The sequence below is a fragment of the Streptomyces cellostaticus genome, from assembly GCF_023630175.1.
Lineage (GTDB): Bacteria > Actinomycetota > Actinomycetes > Streptomycetales > Streptomycetaceae > Streptomyces > Streptomyces cellostaticus_A.
The window spans coordinates 93,514-112,552 of sequence record NZ_JALLIN010000025.1 but is presented as its reverse complement, the minus strand read 5'-3'; the positions used below and the strand labels follow the sequence as shown (position 1 = coordinate 112,552).

Genomic DNA, 19,039 nt, shown 5'->3' with positions numbered 1-19,039 from the left:
TGCCGCGTCAGTCAGGGTTCGCCCGTCGGGGAGCGGCGCCCGGTCGGTGCTCCCGGCGTGCCGGCCGGAAGCCCTCGTACCGGGTGTACGCGGGCTCTCGTCCGGTGCGGCGAGCGTGGGCCGCCGCGACGGGTCGAACCCCGGCTGATGCGGCACCAGTGACGGCGCAACCGGCGGGCGGACTCGAGGCGTCCTCTCCCTCGACACGGCACGAACACGCGCGAACGACGGCCGTTCCTCACCGGATTCTCAGGGATCGGGCGGTGCGGGCCCAGCGCGGAAGGGCAGGTTTCTCGGCATGAGCATCATCGGTTGGATCATCCTGGGGCTTCTCGCCGGAGCCATCGCCAAGGTCCTGCTGCCGGGCCGCGACCCGGGCGGCTTCATCGGCACGACCCTCATCGGCATCGCGGGCGCGTTCATCGGCGGCTACATATCGTCCCGCTGGCTGGACCATCCGATCAGCAAGCACTTCTACGACGGCGCGACCTGGGCCGCCGCGATCGGCGGCTCGCTGGTCCTGCTGATCGTCTACCGCATCCTGTTCGGGAACTCGCGCGACTGAGACGCGGACGGCGGGGCGCCGGGGCGACGACCGAAGGGTGGGCACCGTCCGGTGCCCACCCTTTCCGCTCACGACCCGGCGGCCGCTCGGCGACAGCCGCCGTACCCGCCGGTGCCGGACCGCGCGGTTCTACCGGTAGTTCACGAACTGCAGCGCGAAGTCGAAGTCCTTGCCCTTCAGCAGGGCGATCACGGCCTGCAGGTCGTCGCGGCTCTTGGAGGTGACCCGCAGCTCCTCGCCCTGGACCTGGGCCTTCACGCCCTTCGGCCCCTCGTCACGGATGATCTTGGCGACCTTCTTCGCGTTCTCCTGGGAGATGCCCTCCTCGATCGTCGCGAAGATCTTGTACTCCTTGCCGGAGAGCTGGGGCTCGCCCGCGTCCAGCGCCTTCAGCGAGATGCCGCGCTTGATCAGCTTGGACTGGAAGACGTCGAGGACGGCGTTCACCCGGTCCTCGGAGTTCGCCTCCATGAGGATCTTGTCGCCGGACCACGAGATCGAGGCACCCACACCCTTGAAGTCGTAGCGCTGCGAGATCTCCTTGGCGGCCTGGTTGAGGGCGTTGTCGACCTCCTGCCGCTCGACCTTCGAGACGATGTCGAAACTGGAGTCGGCCATGTCCTGTGGCTCCTTGTATCGGGGTGCGTATCGGGTGCGGGCGGCGGCCGCCGAACCCGGCGTCGCGCCGGGCCGCATCCGCACCAGCCTAGCCACCCCGCGACCCGGCCGGTGGAGATCAACCGGGTGGCGAAGCACCCCCGCGCATCGGGTATTGTTTACGTCGTTGCCACGGAGCGCCGCCGAAATGCGGTTCGAGAGGCAGCGAACCCGGCGGTGTGCCCGAGCGGCCAAAGGGAGCAGACTGTAAATCTGCCGGCTCAGCCTTCCCAGGTTCGAATCCTGGCGCCGCCACACTGGGGAAGACCCCCTCCGAACAGCCTCAACGGCAGGTCGGAGGGGGTTTCTTCGTTCCGCTGCCTGTTCGAGTCGTGGTGGACGGAGCGCAGACGTGTCTCACCTCGTCTCGCCCGAATCCCACCTCTGATCAGTGCGTGTCCCCCAGGTGTCCCCGGGGGAGAGCGTGATCACTCCGGCTCGCCGGCGTCATGGGCCGGACGGGGGCTTGGCCAGGTCGACCCGGCACAGGTGGGCGACCAGCGGCCCGCGTCGACGGCGAGACCGATCGAGCTGTGCGGCCACCTCCTGACCACCGGGCCGCGGGCCTCGCGCCCGGAGTCGGCGACGGGTGGCGTAGCCGTCCTGGGCGACTCGCCACCGGAACGGCGAAACCAGCGGGTTCGCGGTATCCGGACGGTAGTCCGGCGAGAACTCGCTGAGGGTGTGGTGGTGCGGGGAGGGAGTACCGCGCGGGTTCGCCTTCGCCGTGTGGGACAAGATGGGGCCTCCGATCGGGAGGGGGCGTGGGGATGGGTTACGACCTGCAAGCAGTGATCGTCGAAGGAGAGGCGCTACGGGGCGTGGCGCGGGACCTGCCTGCCGCTCGGCCGGCGTCGATCGGACAGGGCCTGTCGCTGATGCCGATGACGGACACCCTGGTCGATTCCGTCGCAGACGGCAGCGGCGTAGGCGCGTTGGGGTTCCGGCGGTTGCCAGATGGGTTCGAGAAGACCCTCGCTGCCTGGTCAGCCGGTGGGCCGGTGGCCTACGTGGAAGCTGAGTACTTCGGTGGCGTGGGCGAGCAGCGGGCTGCCGTGTGGGATGGCGGCACCATCGTGCTGGGCCCGCTGCACGTGGAGGAGGGCCGGCCCTTCCCGCCGGCCGGCAGTCCCATCTCTCAAGCGCTGCGGCGGTTGGGCGCAGTGGCAAGCGCCGGCGAGGACGAGTTCTCAGCCGTGGGGTTGGACCGGCACCGACACAGCGAGGCGTGGATTGACTGACGCGCGGCTTCCGGATTCCCGCGCTCACGGGCAGGTTCCCGGCTCAGCTCGCGCAGTCCGCTGGTGAGTGCGAGAACGTCGTGGGCTCGCCGATTCGCGGGTGCAGGTGTGCACCCGCCTACTCGCACGGATGCGACCGCGGTACGTCTTGAGGAACCCGGGTGAACGCCAGTTGGTATCGCCCCCATCACACGCGGCACGAGTGTCGTGACGGCGAAGGCTCGCCGGGTTGGCCATGCTGCGCAAGGGAGTTGACCGCGTGCGTATGGTGGGGAGGAAACGCATCAACGCCCGCGCCGGTCATGAGCCGGGCGGGCCGAACGGGGGAAGAAAGGTGCGTGCCCGATGATGGTCGGGCTCCTCTCCACGATCGCTGCTGTGTTCTACGGGGGTACGATCTCGATCCTCGCTCTTACCGCCACCTTTGCTCGGCGCCGCACGCTGCGGCGTGAAGCGCGCAGCACCCTTGCCGTCCTGGTACCGGGGAGGGCGGTGGAGTCGCAGCGAGTGGACGGCGCGGCAGTAGGCCCAAGCAGCTGAGCGGCCACGGCGAAGTCACGTGCTGATCCGTTCTCGGCGCCCGGGCACGTCAGCGCCGGGGTTGGTCAGGCCGAAGGCCCTCGTGGCTGATGTCGTCGACCACCCCCTCGGTGACCAGGAAGTCGGCCGGCTTGGCCAGGCTCCGGGTCGAAAACGGCAGGTCGTGTTCGGCCGGCCTGGACTTGGCGATCTTCTTGATCTCGCGGCGTTCCGAGCGGGTGAAGGTCCTGGGCCGCTCGCCCTTGTACTTGGGGCAGAGCGAGTCGAAGCCGCCGGTGTCGAAGTTGTGGATCACGTCCCGGATCCGGTCCGCGCTGGTGAACGTGACCTCGGCGATCTTCGCTACGGGCATGCCCTGGGCGGACAGCAGCACCATCTGGGCCCGCCGCCAGGTCACCACCGACCCGGTGCCCCTGCGGATGATCCGCGGCAGCCGTCTGCCCTCGGCGTCACTGATCTCGCGGACCCGCACTCGCTCTGCCATCGGCCCGGCCTGGCGCCCGCGCGCCGTCCGAAGGGGCACCCGGACGCCGCGTCACATCTGCGCCCGAGCACGTAGTTGGCAGGATTTGCCACCTGCTGTGGTCAGCCTGGCGCCTCGACGCCGTCAGTGGAGGCGCGCAGCAGATGCTGTACCGGCAGGGCCAGGCCGCCGAGCACGCTGAGGTGCTACCGGCCCAGCCCGTTCACCGGGCGCACCTTAGCTCACCGCCTGCTTCACGAGCGCACCGATCCGCGCCTCCACCTCGGCCGTCACCTCGGTCAGGGCGAAACCGGCCGCCCACATCGTGCCCTCGTCCAGCTTCGCCTGGTCGCTGAACCCGAGCGTCGCGTAGCGCGCCTTGAACTTCTCCGCGCTCTGGAAGAAGCACACGACCTTGCCGTCCAGCGCGTAGGCGGGCATCCCGTACCAGAGCTTCGGCGCGAGGGCCGGGGCGCTGGCTGTGACGACGGCATGGATCCGCTCAGCCATGATCCGGTCCGAGTCCTGCATCCCGGCGATCTTCGCGAGCACGTCCCGCTCCGCCTCCGCCGCCTTGTCCGCGCGTGAGCTGCGGCGGGCTGCCGTCTTCAGCTCTTGGGCGTGGTCCTTCATCGCGGCCCGCTCCTCGGCCGTGAATCCCTCGTGCGTGCTGCTTTCGGTGCTGCTCATGGCAGATCTCCCTTTGAGGGGCTGATGTGCTGGATCTCGGGCGCGTGGGTGGCGACGTGCAGCCACAGCCAGCATCGGCACGCAGCGTGCCGATCGAGTCTGAATACTGCGCGCAGCCCTCGACATTGTCAACGGCACGCCATGTGCCGTTAGGGTGGCGGCATGACCGACATGCCCGCCACGCCGAGGCGCCGCGGTGCCGCGCGCACCGAAGAGCTGCTGCAGGTGACCCTCGATCTGGCTGCGGAGGTCGGATACGCGGGCCTGAGTATCGAGGCGGTCGGCCGAAGGGCCGGGGTCGGAAAGCACACGATCTACCGGCGCTGGCCGTCCCTGTCGGCGCTGCTGCTCGACGCGCTCAGCCGCGTGTGGACCAGCGACCTGGACTACCGCGACACCGGGGACGTCCGCGCGGATTTGCGCGAACAGTTCCTGCGCTCGGGCCTTGCCCTCTCCAGCCCGCCGATCGGCCCCGTCTACCGCGCGGTCATCGCCGAGGCGCAGGCCGATTCGATGCTGCGGGCGACCCTGCACGAACGGTTCCTGGCCACCGTCGAGCAGAGCACCCTCGACCGGATCACCCGCGCCCAGCGCACCGGTGAACTGACCGCGGAAGCGAATCTGGAATTCGCCGCCGAGGTGCTGTGCGGCACGCTGTACTACCGCAGCCTGCTGTCAACCCGCCCCATCGACGAGGACGCGGTCGACGGACTGCTGGACATGTTCATGGCCGCCTACGGAACCGGCAATTAGGACTCGACCGCACAAGGCGGACTCGCTCTCCCGATCCGGGGACCGTACAGGTCACCACCGCACAGCAGGGCGAAGGTTGTCTGACGCGGCACTGGCAAGCCCTGATGGAGATCGGCGCGTCGCTCGTGGCGGGTGCGGAGTCGTTCGAACCGGTGCAGCCAGGCGAAGGCTCGCTCGATCACCAGGCGCACCTTGCCCAGTCCGGAGCCGTGAGCGACGCCGCGTCGGGCAATCACGGAATCGATTCCCCCTTCGAGGGCCCGGACGTGCGATCCGTTCACGGAGCAGTCGGCCAGGTCCAGGAGGCCGGCGCGGCGAAGCTCGGCCGGCCGGGCCGAGTGCAGGCGCGGCCATACATCCGACTCGGTCCAGTCCCGCAGCCGACGCCAGGCCGTCACTCCAGAGCGGCCCACCGTCTCCGCAGGGACATCACGCCGGGCATCACCGGTCCGCAGCACATACGTCGCACCAGCCGGTGAGCCCCAGGTCCGGGTTCGGGGTCGGCGGGGTCTGGTGGGTGGATCGTGGGCGGTGTGACGGTGTGTCTGTATGACCGCGCGGGGTGTGTGTGGCTTGATCGCCGGGTGGTCCCGGGCAGGGGCCTCTTCACCGGCCGACGTCCGTGGCGCGTTCTGGGTGCCGCGCTCTTTGTCGAGGAGTCTTGTGAGACCGATCCTGCAACGTGCCGTGTTCCGTCGCCGTGGTGCGGGAGTGGCGGGTGAGTTGCGGCGTCCGGCCGTGGCGGGGCGTGCTGCCGTCCTGTGCGCCGCGGTGGCACTGCCGGCGGCGCTGGTGGTGCCCACGGCCGCGCCGGCCACTGCGGCGGCGGCGCCCGTGACGGTCACCTTCGACACGGCGGGTGCCGACCAGCCCTTCACCGTCCCGCCCGGCGTCACCCAACTGTCCGTCATCGCGACGGGCGCCGCGGGCCAGAGCGGGCCCTTCGGCGGCGCGGGCGGCGACGGCGCCACCGTCACCGGCACGGTCACGGTGCCGTCGGGCACGACCACCCTCTTCGTCAACGTCGGCACGGGTGGGGGCCCCGGCGGAGGGCCGAGTGCTCCAGGTGGTGCCGGCGGCGGTTCCAGTGATGTCCGCACCTGCAGCTCGGCCGGCCCCGGCTGCACCCTGACCGGCGTCCCCGCCACCGACCCCCGCCTCATCGTCGCGGGCGGCGGCGGAGGCGGCGGAAGCGGCTCCGACTCCAATTTCCTCAACCCGGAGGCCACCGGCGGAGACGCCGGAGAAACCGGGGGGGACGGCGGCAGCAGACCGGACGGCGGCCAGGGCGGTGGCGGCGGGACCCAGACAGCCGGCGGCGCGGCCGGAGCCGCATGTCCCTCCAACGGCAATGGACCCGGCACTTCGGGCACTCCGGGCACGGCCGGTGCCGGCGGCACCGGCGGAGACGGCTTCGGGGCGGGCGGAGGCGGAGGCGGCTGGTTCGGTGGAGGCGGCGGCGGAGGCTGCAACCGTATCGACAGGCTCCCTCCCTCTTACGGCCCCGGTGGCGGCGGTGGTGGGTCGAATCGCGTCCCCACGGGTGGTGGCTCCGGCACCGCCGCGGGGCCGGCCATGGTGACCATCACCTACACCCCGGTGCCCCTCACCTGCGCGACCGCCACGCCCACCATCACCGGTACCAACCGCGACGACATCCTGACCGGTACCCCGGGCGACGATGTGATCTTCGCTCTGGCCGGGAACGACGTGGTCGACGGCCGCGGTGGCGACGACCTGATCTGCGGCGGCGACGGCAACGACGTCCTCGCCGGGGGCAACGGCGACGACCGCGTCGAGGGCGGCGACGGCACCGACGTCCTGTCCGGCGGCGCCGGCGACGACGCCCTCTTCGGCGGTCCCGGCAACGACGCTCTCGACGGCGGTCCCGGTACCGACACCAACGACGGCGGATCCGGCCACAACAGCTGCGTCAACCCCACCAGCGGCCCCGGCTGCTTCTGACCCACCCCACATGCCTCCGACCTGATCGACGAACATCAGAAACGGGCCCCGGCGCATCCCCCGTCGCGGCGGCGACCAACGCACGGGGCCCGTTTCAACGTCGTCGGTCCTGCCGGTTCGACGGAGCGGAGATCTTGGCGTTCGCGGCGTCGTCCCCGTCGGTGAGGAACGTGGCGTACGCCCGGAAGAGCACAGCGACGCTGTGGCCGGCGCGCTTGGCCACGAGCTGAGGCTCTGCGCCGGAGCTGAGCCAGGTGGACACCGCCGCGTGACGGAGATCGTACGGGCGCTTCGCCGGCGTCGCCCCGAGCTCCGCCGAGGTGAGAGCCGCGGGCACGGGCCTCCACCCAGACCGCGCCGTACCCGGTGTCCTGGGCCGGCCCGCCTCGCACGGTCCGGAACAGCCGGCCATCCGAGGCGGGCCCGCAGGCGGTGACATGCCACCGCGGCAGGGCGACCAGCTCAGGGGTGGCCGGTACGTGACGGACCGCCTTCCGGGCCGATGCCTCAGCCCCGGCGGCCGTGAGCTTCGGCGTTGTCCGTCCAGGCTGAGCCGCGGCTCATCGCCGAGGTGCCCGCCGGGCCGGCTTCCGGGCCGCCCGGGTCCGCCGGCCGGGTGGAGCCGTGGTTTCCAGCGAGGCAGGCTTGGTGCATGAAGTCGCTCATGCGCTCACCCGCGCTGCCCGGAGCAGGCGGTCATCACCGGGTCCTCTTCACGCTGATGCAGTGTGTGCCCTTCCTGATCGCGCTGGCCGTGCTGGTCATCGAGCTCACGCCTGCGCACTTCATCTACACGGGCCCCTTTCTCACCGCGGTCCCGGCTCTGGCCGCGGTGACGCTGGGGCCCGGGGGCACCACCGCGGCGGCGGCCCTCGCGCTGGCGATCAGCGTGACCACCGCGACCGTCAACGGGGCGTGGGGCACCCTGCAGGTCTACAGCAACTTCCTGGCGCTGGCCCTGGTCTTCGCGGCCGGTTTCATCACCAGCCGCGCCATGCGGGAGCGCAGGCAGAGAGAGCTCGACCAGGTCCGGCGCATCGCGGTGGCGGCCCAGGAGGTCGTGCTGCGGGCCGTGCCCGCGCGCCTGGGCCCGCTGCGGGCCGGCAGCCTGTGCCTCGCGGCCGGGACCGGGGCACGGGTCGGCGGTGATCTGTACGAGGCCGTGCAGACGCGCTACGGCGTCCGGATGATCGTCGGGGACGTGCGGGGCAAGGGATTGACCGCGGTGCGAGCCGTCGCGGTGGCGCTGGGCGCGTTCCGGGAGGCCGTCCACTACGAGCAGGATCTGGTGGAGGTCATGAACCGCTGTTCGGCCGCCCTGCGACGGGAGCTCTCCGTGGCGGGCGCGTATGGGCCGGAGGTGGTGCTGGAGGGGTTCACCACGGCGCTCATCGCGCAGGTGCCGGACGCGCCCGTGGTACAGGTGGTCAATCGTGGACATCCCCCACCGCTGCTGTTGCACCAGGGCAGGGCCGCTCCCCTGACGCCGAGCTCGTCGTCGCCGCCGCTCGGTCTCGAGGACCTCGTCACCGGCCTCCCCGAGAAGCCCGAGAGCTATCCGTTCCTCCCCGGTGACCGTCTGCTGCTGTACACCGACGGTGTGATCGAGGCGCGCAACCGCGACGGAGAGTTCTTCGCCCTGCCGGAGGCACTGGAGGGGATAGGCGCCGGTCCCGCCCCACCGGAATTCCTGGAGCGACTGCACCGGGGACTGACCCGCCACACCGGCGGAGACCTGGCGGACGACGTGGCGGTGATCGTCGCCGACCGGTTCGACGGCCTGCCGGGGACGCCGTACGGAAGGGCAGACGGGGGATGACCGTCGTTGCCGGCCGCGGAAGCTCGGCTCGGAGGCCGTCCTCCGCACGGACCGCGAATCCGCCGGCTCGGCCGTCCGGGGTTCGGATCCTGGCGCCGCCACGCTGCGGGAACCCCCCTCCGGCCGGCCCACGGCACGGGTCGCAGGGGGCCTCCTCGCTCCCCGGGCGCCCAGGTGCCGCATCCGCCCGCGCGAGCGATGAGTTCCGCCTCGCCGCGTCGTCTGCATGACGGGAACGTCCCGCAGCGGCTGCGGGAGGCCCGGCGCGTCGGCACGGGGCGTGCGCGCCATGGGCCAGGAGAAGGCGAGCGCCGCGCCGGCCGTCGCCCGCCCGCCGCCGGGATGTTCGCGGTATTGACTCACGGTGGGCCGGTGAGCATGTAGGGGCTTGCCGGCCCGGTCCCAGGGACGGCAGCGGCCACCGGCCGCGGGAAGCGAAGGAGGCCCCGCTGTGGCGATCCGGCGGATGGACAACGTGCTCATCGTCGTCGACGACCTCGACACCGTCATTTCGTTCTTCGTCGAACTCGGCATGGAACTGGAGGGCAGGGGGCCGCTCGAATGGCGCGGTGCCGAGCGTGTCATCGGGCTCGACGACGTGCGGCAGGACATCGCGATGCTGCGGATCCCCGGCGGACACGGGCGGGTCGAACTGGCGCAGTTCCACAGGCCGAAGGCGCGCGCGGCCGAGCCGAGGGACGCGCCGGCGAACACGCCGGGCCTTCGCCGCATCATGTTCGCCGTCGACGACGTCGAGGACGTCGTCACCCGGCTGCGGGCGCACCGCGCCGAACTCGTGGGCGAGATCGTGCGGTACGAGGACGTCTACCGGCTCTGCTACGTCCGTGGCCCGGAGGGCATCGTCGTCGGGCTGGCCGAGGAGCTCGGCTGACGGTGGCCCGGCTCGGTTCCTCCCGGGAATCGGCCGCGACACCACCGCAACACCGTCCGCCGGGACGGTGGTCGGGGCCGCCGGCACAGAGTGGGGAACACGATGCCGGGCGGTGGCCGGAGGAGGTCGGATCCGGTGCCGATCGGGGCGGGCCCCGCGGACCGTCTCACGGGTGCCCGCGCCGCCGTGCGCGCCGTGACCGGGGCCGGTTCCCCGGCGGGGCCGGAGCGCCGCTTCGGCTCCTGCGGTGCCGGTCGTGCAGCGGGCACACTGGCCGCATGTCATCCCGTCGCAGGACCTGCCCCGTGTGCCGCCGTGAGATCGCCGTCGTCGCGGGTCGCTTCGCGCGGCACGACCCGCCCGGGGCGCGGGAGAACGGGGAGCTGCTCTCCTGCTCCGGGTCGCGGCGGCAGGCGCAACTCGGAGCCGTCCAGCCGGCGCTGGACGGCTACGGCGTGCCGGACTTCCCCGGGCAGCTGACTCTCTTCTGACCGGTGGTCAGCTTGTTCCGCCCGGCGATCGGCTGCCGCCCGGTGAACGGCGTCCACCCCGTGAACGGCCGTCGCTCCGCCGGCCGGTGAACGACCGGCCGGCGGCCTCAGTTGCCCGCGACCGACTTCACGGCCACCGACACCGGCGTGGAGCCGCCGATCAGCTCCAGCGTCAGGCCGGCCGTCGCCGAGGTGTCCACCAGCTCCGCCAGCACGGCCGCCACGTCGTCCCGCGGGACCGGGCCGCGGCCGGTGCGCGCCTCCAGCCGGACCAGACCGGTGCCCGGCTCGTCGGTCAGCGCGCCAGGGCGCAGGATCGTCCAGTCGAGGGTCTCCTGCCGGGCGACGTGCGCGTCGGCCTCCCCCTTGGCGCGCAGGTACACGTCGAAGACGTCGTCGCCCTGGTGCGCGGGGTCCGCGCCCATCGAGGAGACCATCACGAAACGGCGCACGCGCGCGCGTACGGCCGCGTCCGCGAACAGCACCGCCGCGCCCCGGTCCACCGTGTCCTTGCGGCCCGTGCCGCTCCCCGGACCCGCGCCCGCCGCGAAGACCGCGGCGTCCGCTCCCTGGAGATAGGCCGCGACCTCCTCCACCGAGGCGGACTCCAGGTCGAGCAGGACCGGTTCGGCGCCCGCCGCCCGCAGGTCGTCGCCCTGCTCCGCCTTGCGGATGATCCCCGCGACCTCGTCCCCGCGCGCGGCGAGCACCCGCTCCAGCCGCAGCGCGATCTGACCATGACCACCAGCGATGACAATGCGCATGATTCCGACCGTACGCCCGAAGGGGTCCGTGCGCCGTACGGGTCGGGGGAGCACGGGGCCCGTCACGCCGGGGCCGCTCCGGGCCGCCGTACGGCGGCGGGCTCCCCGGAGGCAGCGGGGCGCCGCACGGCGGCGGGCGCCCGTGCGGCGGCGGGCGTCCTCACGACAGCTCTCCCCGTCCCTGCCGGGGCAGCCCCAGCTCGGCGGCGACCGCCGAGTTGCAGTACTCGCGGACCGCGCTGGTGCGGGCCACCACCCGGCCGCGGTGCACCACGATCCGGCTGTAGGCGAGGGAGAGGGCACCGGGCAGATGGTCGCCGCGCACCGCCAGCAGTTCGGCGGGGAAACCGGCCTCGACGCGCACCTCCGGCAGGCCCAGGGTCTGCCGGGCCGCGGAGCTGACCGCTTCGTAGGCGTCCTCGGGGCGCATGCCGTGCGCCGAGGCGAGCAGGTAGGCGGCCTCCAGGGGGTCGCCCCGGCCGACGGGGTTGGCCACGTCCCGCAGGGCGCCGCTCCCGGCCGCCACCCGGACCCCGGCCGCGCGCAGCAGCCGCACCGGCGCCGCGCCCCGCCGGTCGGCCGTGCCGCAGCCGCCCTGGGGGAGGCACACCACCGTCACACCGGCCGCCGCGAGCTGCTCCGCGAGCCGGGAGGCGGCCTCGGCCGGCAGACGCGCCAGACCGGCGCACGGGCCGACCGTCACGCCGGGGCGCAGACCGCCCGCCATGGCCGCGAGCCGGGAGAGCCGGGCCGGGTCGGTGGCGTCCGTGTGCAGGTCCACCGGGCAGCCGTGTTCGGAGGCCACCTCCAGGACGGCCTCCACGTATCCGGTGGGATCCGGGTCGGTGTCCGGGCAGCCGCCCACCACCGAGGCGCCCATCTTCACCGCGTCCCGGAGCATCGCGAGCCCCTCGGCCCCCGCCGCCCCGGTCAGCAGGCGCGGCATCGCCACCGTGGTCAGCTCCGCGAGGCCCCGCAGCGAACGCCGGGCCTGCAGCACGGCACCGAGCGCCCCGAGGCCCTGCACGCCGCCCACGCGTACGTGCGCGCGGGCCGCCGTGGCGCCGTGCCCGAGCTGGAGCAGGGCCGCCTCCGTGGCCCGGCGCTGGACGTCCTCGGGGGCGTACGAGACCGGGCCGGGGTGCTCGGCGGACAGCGCGGTGTCTCCGTGGGCGTGCGGCTCGGCCGGGGCCGGCAGGAGCAGGTAGCCGCTGAGGTCCACGCGGGAGACGCCCGGTCTGGGCGGGCCCGTCGTCAGGCTGCCGGCCGTGCCGACGGCCTCGATGCGTCCGCCGCCCAGCCGTACGTCCACGGTCCGGCCGTCGGTGAGGCGCGCCCCGCACAGCAGCACCACCGCCTGGTCGGGCTGCCCGGAGGATCCCGACTGGTTCGACGGCCACGGGGGTGGCTGCGGCTGGCTGTCGGGCATCGGACTCCAGGGTTCGGGCCGGGGGTTCGGGGCGGGGCCGCGTGAGCGGGGTCCGGGACGTGGGCCGACCCCAAGATCACGCAGAGTGGGTCGAGCCTAGGGTGGCGAACGCTGCGGGACGCGGAGGAGCGCAATAGTCGTACCGGCGTGGCCCGCCCCTGGCAGGACGTCCGTCACCCGCTCCGAGAGGCCGTCTGCACGCGCCCGTGCGCCGGCGCCCGGAAGGGCTCCGCAGGCGGTCCGAAGGGGCCGGAACCGCCCGGGAAGAGGAGCGTGGCGGGCCCCCGGATACGGATTTGGGTGAACGGCGGCGGACCGTGTAATGTCTTCATCGCTCGCCCCAATAGCTCAGTCGGCAGAGCGTCTCCATGGTAAGGAGAAGGTCAACGGTTCGATTCCGTTTTGGGGCTCTGGTGCGAGAGGCACCCGTCGAAAGGCGGGTTCCGATCGCATCACAGCGGTGTAGCTCAGTCGGTAGAGCAAGCGGCTCATAATCGCTGTGTCACCGGTTCAAGTCCGGTCACCGCTACTGACAGTAGCCGATTGCGGGGTCGGTCCTTCGATCGGCTACTCTTGCTTGCGTTGAATTAGTCCATCCGTTCGTCTATAGGAGCACTCACGTGGCTGCCACCGACGTCCGCCCGAAGATCACGCTGGCCTGCGTGGAGTGCAAGGAGCGGAACTACATCACGAAGAAGAACCGGCGCAACAACCCGGATCGTCTCGAGATGAAGAAGCACTGCCCGCGTTGCAACGCGCACACCGCGCACCGCGAAACGCGATAAAACAGGCTCGCACGTGAGGCCGCCCCCGCAAGCTGGGGGGCGGCCTCACGTCGTTTCACCGGCTGCTGAGACCAGACACGCTGCTTGAGACCAGGAGGTGCCGGGCCAATGGCGCTCGACCAGTCCTTCGTGGGGCGGACCTACCCGCCCACCCCGCCCTACGAGGTGGGCCGGGAGAAGATCCGCGAGTTCGCCGAGGCGGTCGGGGAGACCAACCCGGCGTACACGGACCCGGAGGCCGCCAAGGCGTTCGGTCACCCGGACGTGATCGCCCCGCCGACCTTCGTGTTCTCCATCACCTTCCGGGCCGCCGGACAGGTCATCGAGGATCCGCAGCTCGGGCTCGACTACAGCCGCGTGGTGCACGGCGACCAGAAGTTCGCCTACGTCCGCCCGGTGCGGGCCGGTGACCGGCTCACGGTGACGTCCACCATCGAGGGCATCAAGTCGCTCGCGGGCAACGACATCCTGGACATCCGCGGCGAGGTGCACGACGAGGCCGGCGAGCACGTGGTGACCGCCTGGACCAAGCTCGTGGCCCGTGCGGCCGAGGAGGCGTGAGGCAACCGATGACGGCGAAGATCGCGTACGACGACGTCGAGGTCGGCACCGAACTGCCGGCCCAGACCTTCCCCGTGACCCGCGCCACGCTGGTGCGGTACGCGGGCGCCTCCGGGGACTTCAACCCGATCCACTGGAACGAGAGGTTCGCCAAGGAGGTGGGCCTGCCGGACGTCATCGCGCACGGCATGTTCACCATGGCCGAGGCCATCCGCGTGGTGACCGACTGGACCGGTGACCCGGGTGCGGTCGTGGAGTACGGCGTCCGCTTCACCAAGCCGGTGGTCGTGCCGGACGGCGACGAGGGCGCGGTGATCGAGGTCGGCGCCAAGGTCGCGGCCAAGCTCGACGACGGGACGGTGCGAGTCGACCTGACGGCGACGAGCGGTGGCCAGAAGGTGCTGGGCATGTCCCGGGCGGTCGTGCGGCTGGCCTGAGGGCTCCGGCGGTTTCGGGTGAGGGGCGTCCACCGTGGTGGGCGCCCCTCACCCGAAACCGGGTCCGGATCCGGGGTTGACGAAGTTAGTTATTGAGCACTAACTTCATTGCATGCCCAGGATGAGTGCGGAGGAGCGGCGCGAGAGCGTCATTCGCGCGGCGATCTCCGAGTTCGCGCGGACGGGGTACTACGGCACCTCCACCGAGGTGATCGCCAGGCGGGTGGGTGTCTCGCAGCCGTACCTCTTCCGGCTCTTCGAGGGCAAGAAGGCGATCTTCGTCGCCGCCTCGCTGCGGTGCGTGGAGGACATCTGCCGGGTCTTCGCGGAGGCGGCCGAGGGACTGGAGGGCGAGGAGGCCCTGCACGCCATGGCCGACGCCTATGTGCGCCTGATCACGGAGCAGCCCGAGAAGCTCCAGATGCAGATGCAGACGTACATCACCGTGGCCGCGGCGGAGGCGGAGGGGGAGCACGGATTCGGGGAGGCCGTACGGGCCGCCTGGATGCGGCTCTGGGACACCGTGCATCTGCCGCTCGGCGCGGACGACGGCGAGACCACGACCTTCATGGCGTACGGGATGCTCATCAACACCCTCGCCGCCATGGGGTTCCCGCCCGAGCACCGGGTCTGGCAGGCGATGTACCCGTCGTCCCGGATCGCCGGGCGGCTCCGGCACTAGTGCCGTGCCGGCCAGGGTTCGCACGGGAGGCGGAGTCCCGCCTCTTCTCTGGCCGCAAAAGTTAGTCAGTGATTACTAATCAATGCGGGAACACCCTCTGGGGGAGAGATGGCACAGCAGACCGCACGTCGCGGGGGCGCCCTATGGGCCCTCGTCATCACCAGTGTCGCCGGGTTCATGGCGGCCCTCGACAACCTCGTCGTCACCACCGCGCTGCCCTCCATCCGCGCGGACCTCGGAGGCGCGCTCGACGACCTGGAATGGACGGTCAGCGCCTACACGCTCACCTTCGCCGTCCTGCTGATGACCGGCGCCGCGCTCGGCGACCGCTTCGGGCGCCGCCGGCTCTTCCTCGCCGGACTCACCGTCTTCACCGGCGCCTCCGCCGCCGCGGCCATGGCTCCCGGCATCGGCTCCCTCATCGCCGCCCGGGCCGTCCAGGGCGTCGGCGCCGCCGTGCTGATGCCGCTCACCCTCACCCTGCTCACCGCCGCCGTGCCCGCCGCGAAGCGCGGCATGGCCTACGGCATCTGGGGCGCCGTCAACGGCCTCGCGGTCGCCTCCGGGCCGCTCATCGGGGGCAGCCTCACCGAACACATCTCCTGGCACTGGATCTTCTGGCTGAACGTCCCGCTCGGCGTGGCGCTGCTGCCGCTCGCCCGCCTGCGCCTCGCCGAGTCCTACGGCACCGGCGCCCGGCTCGACCTGCCCGGCACCCTGCTCGCCAGTGGCGGCCTGTTCGGAATCGTGTACGGCCTGGTGCGGGGACCCGCCGACGGCTGGACCGCCTCCCTGGTGCTGACCGCCCTGTTCGCCGGGGGCGCGCTGCTGGCCGGCTTCATCCTCTACAGCACCCGGGCCGCCGATCCGATGCTGCCGATGCGACTGTTCCGTTCCCGCGCCTTCTCCGGGATCAACGCGGCCAGCCTGCTGATGTTCGTCGGCATGTTCGGCTCGATCTTCCTGCTCAGCCAGTACATGCAGGGTGTGCTCGGCTACTCGCCCACCGAGGCGGGGCTGCGGATGCTGCCGTGGACCGGCATGCCGATGCTCGTGGCGCCCGTGGCGGGCATCCTCTCCGACCGCGTCGGCGGCCGGCCGGTCGTCGCCACCGGCCTCTTCCTGCAGGCGGTGGGCCTCGGCTACCTGGCCTCCGTGGTCTCCGCCGACCTCTCCTACGCGGCCCAGCTCCCCGGTCTGGTGATCAGCGGCATCGGCATGGCCCTCTACTTCGCTCCGGCCGCCAACCTGGTGATGTCCAGCGTCCGCCCGCAGGAGCAGGGCATCGCCTCCGGCGCCAACAACGCACTGCGCGAGGTGGGCGGCGCGCTCGGCATCGCCGTCATGTCGTCGATCTTCGCCGCCCAGGGCGGCTACGCCAGTGCCCAGAACTTCGTGGACGGTCTGCGGCCTGCCCTCGTCACCGGCTCGGCGGTGGTGGCGCTCGCCGGCCTGGCCGCCCTGCTCATCCCGGCCCGACGGCGGACACCGGGCACCGAACCGGCCGCGGGGCAGGAGCCCGCACCGGCGGCCGAGGCACTGCCCGTCTGACGACCAACGGCGTGCGGACGCGCGCGTGGGTCCCTCGGGACGCACGCGCGCGTGCCTCGCTCCGGGCGGTCCGGTGTGTCAGTGGGGTGTCAGGGCGCGGTCAGCGGGTCCTGGCACCGTGGTGGTCGTGAACGGCGCGGGGGACCGGGCCGGGAGCGAGGAGAGGTGCCCGGAGTGGCTTATCGGGGACCGAGAGCATGGCTTGAGGTCGGATCCCTCGGGGTCCGCGCAGGTTCGAATCCTGCCCTCTCCGCTCGCAGGGAACGACGGCGCCACCGGGCCGCCGGAGCCGTCTCGTAGTCTTGGGCCCGTGCAGGAACTCCACGACGCCCCCCTCGCCCCGCTGACCACGTTCCGGCTCGGCGGCCCCGCGGCCCGGCTGGTCACCGCCACCACCGACGCGGAGGTGGTCGACGCCGTCCGCCGGGCCGACGACACCCGGACGCCGCTGCTGATCATCGGCGGTGGGTCGAACCTGGTCATCGGGGACAAGGGTTTCGACGGCACCGCCCTGCGCATCGCCACACGCGGTGTCGAACTGCGCGGCACCACGATGGAGCTGGCGGCCGGCGAGGTCTGGACGGACGCCGTCGCCCGCAGTGCGGAGGCCGGGCTCGCCGGGATCGAGTGCCTGGCCGGGATCCCGGGCTCCGCGGGCGCCACCCCGATCCAGAACGTCGGCGCCTACGGCCAGGAGGTCTCCTCGACGGTCACCGAGGTGATCGCCTACGACCGCCGCGCCGGTGAGACGGTCACGCTGACGAACGAGGAGTGCGCCTTCTCCTACCGGCACAGCCGCTTCAAGGCCGACCCCGAGCGCTACGTCGTGCTGAGGGTCCGCTTCGGGCTGGAGGACGCGGGCGGGCTGTCGGCGCCCGTCAGGTACGCCGAGGCGGCCCGCGCGCTCGGTGTCGAGCCGGGCGACCGGGTGCCGCTCGGCGCCGCCCGCGAGACCGTGCTGAAGCTGCGTGCCGGGAAGGGCATGGTGCTGGACCCCGAGGACCACGACACCTGGTCCGCCGGGTCCTTCTTCACCAACCCGATCCTCGGCGAGGAGCAGTTCGCCGTCTTCCGCGCGCGTGTGCGCGAACGGCTGGGCGAGGGCGCCGAGCCGCCCGCGTACCCGGCGGGTGAGGGCCGCACGAAGACCTCGGCGGCCTGGCTGATCGACAAGGCCGGCTTCACCAAGGGCTACGGCACCGGTCCGGCCCGCATCTCCACCAAGCACACGCTCGCCCTCACCAACCGGGGCGGCGCCACCACCGAGGACCTGCTGGCCCTGGCCCGCGAGGTCGTCGCCGGTGTCCGCGAGGCCTTCGGGGTCGTCCTGGTCAACGAACCCGTGACCGTCGGTGTGAGCCTGTGACGGCATGAGACGGACGCCGTGCGGGTTCTCCGGCCCGGGCGGGACCGCGGGAGCGCCGCGCCCTCCGGACCCGCCGCCTCCGCGGCACCCGGACGCGCGTTCCGGGGCCCTACGGCCCCGGGCCCCGGTGATCACGGCGGGCCGAGCCGAACGGCCGGTGCTCGGGCGCCACGGCTGAGGACGGCCGCTCCCGCGGGCCGCGTCCGGGGGCCGGCGGGGCGGGTCCGGCGACCGGCCCGGGGCGCCGAACCGGTCGCGGGCCGGTCGCCGCCGCCGGTCTCAGGCGGCCGGGCGGGTCAGCCAGCCGTCCACGCCGGACAGCAGCCGGGCCCTGACGTCGTCCGGGGCGGCCGAACCGCGGATGGACTGGCGGGCCAGCTCGGCGAGTTCGGCGTCCGTGAAGCCGTGGTGCTCACGGGCGATGCCGTACTGGGCGGCGAGGCGGGAACCGAAGAGCAGCGGGTCGTCGGCGCCCAGGGCCAGCGGGACGCCCGCCTCGAACAGAGTCCGCAGGGGGACGTCCTCGGGCTTCTCGTAGACACCGAGCGCGACGTTCGAGGCCGGGCACACCTCGCAGGTGACGCCACGGTCCGCCAGCCGCCGCAGCAGCCGCGGGTCCTCGGCCGCGCGCACGCCGTGCCCGATCCGGGAGGCTTGCAGGTCGTCCAGGCAGTCCCGCACCGACGCCGGGCCGGTCAGCTCGCCGCCGTGCGGGGCCGCCAGCAGACCGCCCTCGCGCGCGATGTGGAAGGCGCGGTCGAAGTCCCGGGCCATCCCGCGCCGCTCGTCGTTCGACAGCCCGAAACCGACCACGCCCCGGCCCGCGTAGCGCACCGCGAGCCGGGCCAGCGTGCGGGCGTCCAGGGGGTGCTTCATGCGGTTCGCCGCCACCAGCACCCGCATGCCGAGCCCGGTCTCCCGTGACGTCGTCTCGACCGCGTCCAGGATGATCTCCAGGGCCGGGATCAGACCGCCCAGCCGGGGCGCGTACGAGGTGGGGTCCACCTGGATCTCCAGCCAGCCCGAACCGTCCCGCACGTCCTCCTCCGCGGCCTCCCGGACCAGCCGCTGGATGTCCTCCGGCTCTCTCAGGCAGGAGCGCGCCGCGTCGTACAGCCGCTGGAAGCGGAACCAGCCCCGCTCGTCCGTCGCCCGCAGCCGCGGCGGCTCCCCGCTGGTCAGGGCGTCCGTCAGGGCCTCGGGCAGGCGTACGCCGTACTTGTCGGCCAGTTCCAGGACCGTCGTCGGCCGCATCGAGCCGGTGAAGTGCAGGTGCAGATGGGCCTTCGGCAGTTCGGAGAGATCACGTACATGCTCCATTCCCAGATCCTGCCGCACGTCACCGCCATCCGGGTAGCCGTTTCCCCTTACGTGCTCTTGCCCGCACA

Annotated in this window: 20 protein-coding genes, 3 tRNA genes and 2 pseudogenes; 16 read left to right on the top strand and 9 right to left on the bottom strand. The window is 72.4% G+C overall.

Annotation, left to right across the window (positions count from 1 at the left end):
• The first annotated feature begins 298 nt into the window (after nucleotides 1-298).
• On the top strand, nucleotides 299-565 hold the full coding sequence (locus tag MXD57_RS17865) for a GlsB/YeaQ/YmgE family stress response membrane protein (protein WP_143627954.1): 267 nt from the start codon (nucleotides 299-301) through the stop codon (nucleotides 563-565).
• Between the two features lie 129 nt (nucleotides 566-694).
• Here MXD57_RS17865 and MXD57_RS17860 read toward each other — a convergent pair whose 3' ends face one another.
• The gene (locus MXD57_RS17860) at nucleotides 695-1,183 is read right to left on the bottom strand and encodes a YajQ family cyclic di-GMP-binding protein (protein WP_250402431.1); all 489 of its coding nucleotides are present in this window, start codon (nucleotides 1,181-1,183) and stop codon (nucleotides 695-697) included.
• Between the two features lie 212 nt (nucleotides 1,184-1,395).
• Between MXD57_RS17860 and MXD57_RS17855 the strand changes: the two genes are divergently transcribed.
• Nucleotides 1,396-1,477: transfer RNA gene (locus MXD57_RS17855), tRNA-Tyr, on the top strand.
• Between the two features lie 184 nt (nucleotides 1,478-1,661).
• Here the strand turns inward: MXD57_RS17855 and MXD57_RS17850 are convergent.
• Nucleotides 1,662-1,858, bottom strand: a pseudogene (locus MXD57_RS17850) (RRQRL motif-containing zinc-binding protein); the annotation flags it as partial.
• 134 nt (nucleotides 1,859-1,992) lie between these two features.
• On the opposite strand from MXD57_RS17850, the gene MXD57_RS17845 reads away from it, so the two are divergent.
• Nucleotides 1,993-2,463 (top strand): hypothetical protein, encoded by a 471-nt coding sequence (locus tag MXD57_RS17845; RefSeq protein ID WP_250402430.1) that lies wholly within the window; start codon nucleotides 1,993-1,995, stop codon nucleotides 2,461-2,463.
• A 610-nt stretch (nucleotides 2,464-3,073) separates the two neighbouring features.
• Here MXD57_RS17845 and MXD57_RS17840 read toward each other — a convergent pair.
• Together MXD57_RS17840 and MXD57_RS17835 are read right to left on the bottom strand one after the other, a co-directional pair.
• Nucleotides 3,074-3,487 (bottom strand): annotated as a pseudogene (locus MXD57_RS17840) (helix-turn-helix domain-containing protein); the annotation flags it as partial.
• Nucleotides 3,488-3,703: 216 nt separating this feature from the next.
• On the bottom strand, nucleotides 3,704-4,156 hold the full coding sequence (locus tag MXD57_RS17835; RefSeq protein WP_250402428.1) for an iron chaperone: 453 nt from the start codon (nucleotides 4,154-4,156) through the stop codon (nucleotides 3,704-3,706).
• Between the two features lie 162 nt (nucleotides 4,157-4,318).
• Between MXD57_RS17835 and MXD57_RS17830 the strand changes: the two genes are divergently transcribed.
• Nucleotides 4,319-4,909 carry a TetR/AcrR family transcriptional regulator gene (locus MXD57_RS17830; RefSeq protein WP_250402427.1) on the top strand — a complete coding sequence of 197 codons (591 nt, stop codon included), beginning with the start codon at nucleotides 4,319-4,321 and terminating at the stop codon, nucleotides 4,907-4,909.
• Here MXD57_RS17830 and MXD57_RS17825 read toward each other — a convergent pair.
• Complete coding sequence (locus MXD57_RS17825) at nucleotides 4,906-5,460, bottom strand: hypothetical protein (protein ID WP_374114717.1); 555 nt, start codon at nucleotides 5,458-5,460, stop codon at nucleotides 4,906-4,908. The genes MXD57_RS17830 and MXD57_RS17825 overlap by 4 nt on opposite strands.
• Nucleotides 5,461-5,647: 187 nt before the next feature.
• Here MXD57_RS17825 and MXD57_RS31820 point away from each other — a divergent pair, with 187 nt between their 5' ends.
• Nucleotides 5,648-6,874 (top strand): calcium-binding protein, encoded by a 1,227-nt coding sequence (locus MXD57_RS31820; protein WP_308290813.1) that lies wholly within the window; start codon nucleotides 5,648-5,650, stop codon nucleotides 6,872-6,874.
• A 94-nt stretch (nucleotides 6,875-6,968) separates the two neighbouring features.
• On the opposite strand, the gene MXD57_RS31815 is transcribed toward MXD57_RS31820, so the two are convergent.
• Nucleotides 6,969-7,097 (bottom strand): hypothetical protein, encoded by a 129-nt coding sequence (locus tag MXD57_RS31815; protein ID WP_308290812.1) that lies wholly within the window; start codon nucleotides 7,095-7,097, stop codon nucleotides 6,969-6,971.
• A gap of 429 nt (nucleotides 7,098-7,526) precedes the next feature.
• Here MXD57_RS31815 and MXD57_RS17805 point away from each other — a divergent pair, with 429 nt between their 5' ends.
• From MXD57_RS17805 to MXD57_RS17795, 3 genes are all read left to right on the top strand, one after another.
• Entirely contained in the window at nucleotides 7,527-8,693 is a 1,167-nt protein-coding gene (locus tag MXD57_RS17805) for a PP2C family protein-serine/threonine phosphatase (RefSeq protein ID WP_250402425.1), read from the top strand.
• 451 nt (nucleotides 8,694-9,144) lie between these two features.
• Nucleotides 9,145-9,585 (top strand): VOC family protein, encoded by a 441-nt coding sequence (locus MXD57_RS17800; protein ID WP_250402424.1) that lies wholly within the window; start codon nucleotides 9,145-9,147, stop codon nucleotides 9,583-9,585.
• A gap of 278 nt (nucleotides 9,586-9,863) precedes the next feature.
• Complete coding sequence (locus MXD57_RS17795; protein WP_250402423.1) at nucleotides 9,864-10,076, top strand: hypothetical protein; 213 nt, start codon at nucleotides 9,864-9,866, stop codon at nucleotides 10,074-10,076.
• A 107-nt stretch (nucleotides 10,077-10,183) separates the two neighbouring features.
• Here MXD57_RS17795 and MXD57_RS17790 read toward each other — a convergent pair whose 3' ends face one another.
• Both MXD57_RS17790 and MXD57_RS17785 read right to left on the bottom strand, forming a co-directional pair.
• Entirely contained in the window at nucleotides 10,184-10,840 is a 657-nt protein-coding gene (locus tag MXD57_RS17790; RefSeq protein ID WP_250402422.1) for an SDR family oxidoreductase, read from the bottom strand.
• Nucleotides 10,841-11,000: 160 nt separating this feature from the next.
• Nucleotides 11,001-12,269, bottom strand: a complete 1,269-nt coding sequence (locus tag MXD57_RS17785) for an amidohydrolase family protein (RefSeq protein WP_250402421.1) — start codon at nucleotides 12,267-12,269, stop codon at nucleotides 11,001-11,003.
• 337 nt (nucleotides 12,270-12,606) lie between these two features.
• Here MXD57_RS17785 and MXD57_RS17780 point away from each other — a divergent pair.
• From MXD57_RS17780 to MXD57_RS17745, 8 genes are all read left to right on the top strand, one after another.
• A tRNA-Thr gene (locus tag MXD57_RS17780) sits at nucleotides 12,607-12,679 on the top strand.
• Nucleotides 12,680-12,725: 46 nt separating this feature from the next.
• Nucleotides 12,726-12,798, top strand: a tRNA-Met gene (locus tag MXD57_RS17775).
• A gap of 91 nt (nucleotides 12,799-12,889) precedes the next feature.
• Nucleotides 12,890-13,054: a 50S ribosomal protein L33 gene (gene rpmG, locus MXD57_RS17770; protein WP_003948671.1), complete on the top strand. Its 165-nt coding sequence runs from the start codon at nucleotides 12,890-12,892 to the stop codon at nucleotides 13,052-13,054.
• Between the two features lie 108 nt (nucleotides 13,055-13,162).
• Entirely contained in the window at nucleotides 13,163-13,615 is a 453-nt protein-coding gene (locus MXD57_RS17765; protein ID WP_250402420.1) for a MaoC family dehydratase N-terminal domain-containing protein, read from the top strand.
• 8 nt (nucleotides 13,616-13,623) lie between these two features.
• On the top strand, nucleotides 13,624-14,052 hold the full coding sequence (locus tag MXD57_RS17760; RefSeq protein ID WP_250402419.1) for a MaoC family dehydratase: 429 nt from the start codon (nucleotides 13,624-13,626) through the stop codon (nucleotides 14,050-14,052).
• A 112-nt stretch (nucleotides 14,053-14,164) separates the two neighbouring features.
• A complete protein-coding gene (locus tag MXD57_RS17755; RefSeq protein ID WP_250402418.1) occupies nucleotides 14,165-14,734 on the top strand; it encodes a TetR/AcrR family transcriptional regulator in 570 nt (189 codons plus the stop codon).
• A 108-nt stretch (nucleotides 14,735-14,842) separates the two neighbouring features.
• The gene (locus MXD57_RS17750) at nucleotides 14,843-16,285 is read left to right on the top strand and encodes a DHA2 family efflux MFS transporter permease subunit (RefSeq protein WP_250402417.1); all 1,443 of its coding nucleotides are present in this window, start codon (nucleotides 14,843-14,845) and stop codon (nucleotides 16,283-16,285) included.
• A gap of 310 nt (nucleotides 16,286-16,595) precedes the next feature.
• Complete coding sequence (locus MXD57_RS17745) at nucleotides 16,596-17,651, top strand: UDP-N-acetylmuramate dehydrogenase (RefSeq protein WP_250402416.1); 1,056 nt, start codon at nucleotides 16,596-16,598, stop codon at nucleotides 17,649-17,651.
• A 279-nt stretch (nucleotides 17,652-17,930) separates the two neighbouring features.
• Here the strand turns inward: MXD57_RS17745 and MXD57_RS17740 are convergent, their stop codons facing one another.
• Nucleotides 17,931-18,971 carry an adenosine deaminase gene (locus MXD57_RS17740; protein WP_250402415.1) on the bottom strand — a complete coding sequence of 347 codons (1,041 nt, stop codon included), beginning with the start codon at nucleotides 18,969-18,971 and terminating at the stop codon, nucleotides 17,931-17,933.
• Nucleotides 18,972-19,039 lie beyond the last annotated feature (68 nt).

Coding starts and splice junctions, on each gene's coding strand:
- MXD57_RS17740 (WP_250402415.1), bottom strand. CDS start 18,971: ATGGAGCATGTACGTGATCTCTCCGAACTGCCGAAGGCCCATCTGCAC.
- MXD57_RS17795 (WP_250402423.1), top strand. CDS start 9,864: ATGTCATCCCGTCGCAGGACCTGCCCCGTGTGCCGCCGTGAGATCGCC.
- MXD57_RS17750 (WP_250402417.1), top strand. CDS start 14,843: ATGGCACAGCAGACCGCACGTCGCGGGGGCGCCCTATGGGCCCTCGTC.
- MXD57_RS17835 (WP_250402428.1), bottom strand. CDS start 4,156: ATGAGCAGCACCGAAAGCAGCACGCACGAGGGATTCACGGCCGAGGAG.
- MXD57_RS17765 (WP_250402420.1), top strand. CDS start 13,163: ATGGCGCTCGACCAGTCCTTCGTGGGGCGGACCTACCCGCCCACCCCG.
- MXD57_RS17865 (WP_143627954.1), top strand. CDS start 299: ATGAGCATCATCGGTTGGATCATCCTGGGGCTTCTCGCCGGAGCCATC.
- MXD57_RS17830 (WP_250402427.1), top strand. CDS start 4,319: ATGACCGACATGCCCGCCACGCCGAGGCGCCGCGGTGCCGCGCGCACC.
- MXD57_RS17760 (WP_250402419.1), top strand. CDS start 13,624: ATGACGGCGAAGATCGCGTACGACGACGTCGAGGTCGGCACCGAACTG.
- MXD57_RS17860 (WP_250402431.1), bottom strand. CDS start 1,183: ATGGCCGACTCCAGTTTCGACATCGTCTCGAAGGTCGAGCGGCAGGAG.
- MXD57_RS17755 (WP_250402418.1), top strand. CDS start 14,165: ATGCCCAGGATGAGTGCGGAGGAGCGGCGCGAGAGCGTCATTCGCGCG.
- MXD57_RS17805 (WP_250402425.1), top strand. CDS start 7,527: ATGAAGTCGCTCATGCGCTCACCCGCGCTGCCCGGAGCAGGCGGTCAT.
- MXD57_RS17845 (WP_250402430.1), top strand. CDS start 1,993: ATGGGTTACGACCTGCAAGCAGTGATCGTCGAAGGAGAGGCGCTACGG.
- MXD57_RS17790 (WP_250402422.1), bottom strand. CDS start 10,840: ATGCGCATTGTCATCGCTGGTGGTCATGGTCAGATCGCGCTGCGGCTG.
- MXD57_RS17785 (WP_250402421.1), bottom strand. CDS start 12,269: ATGCCCGACAGCCAGCCGCAGCCACCCCCGTGGCCGTCGAACCAGTCG.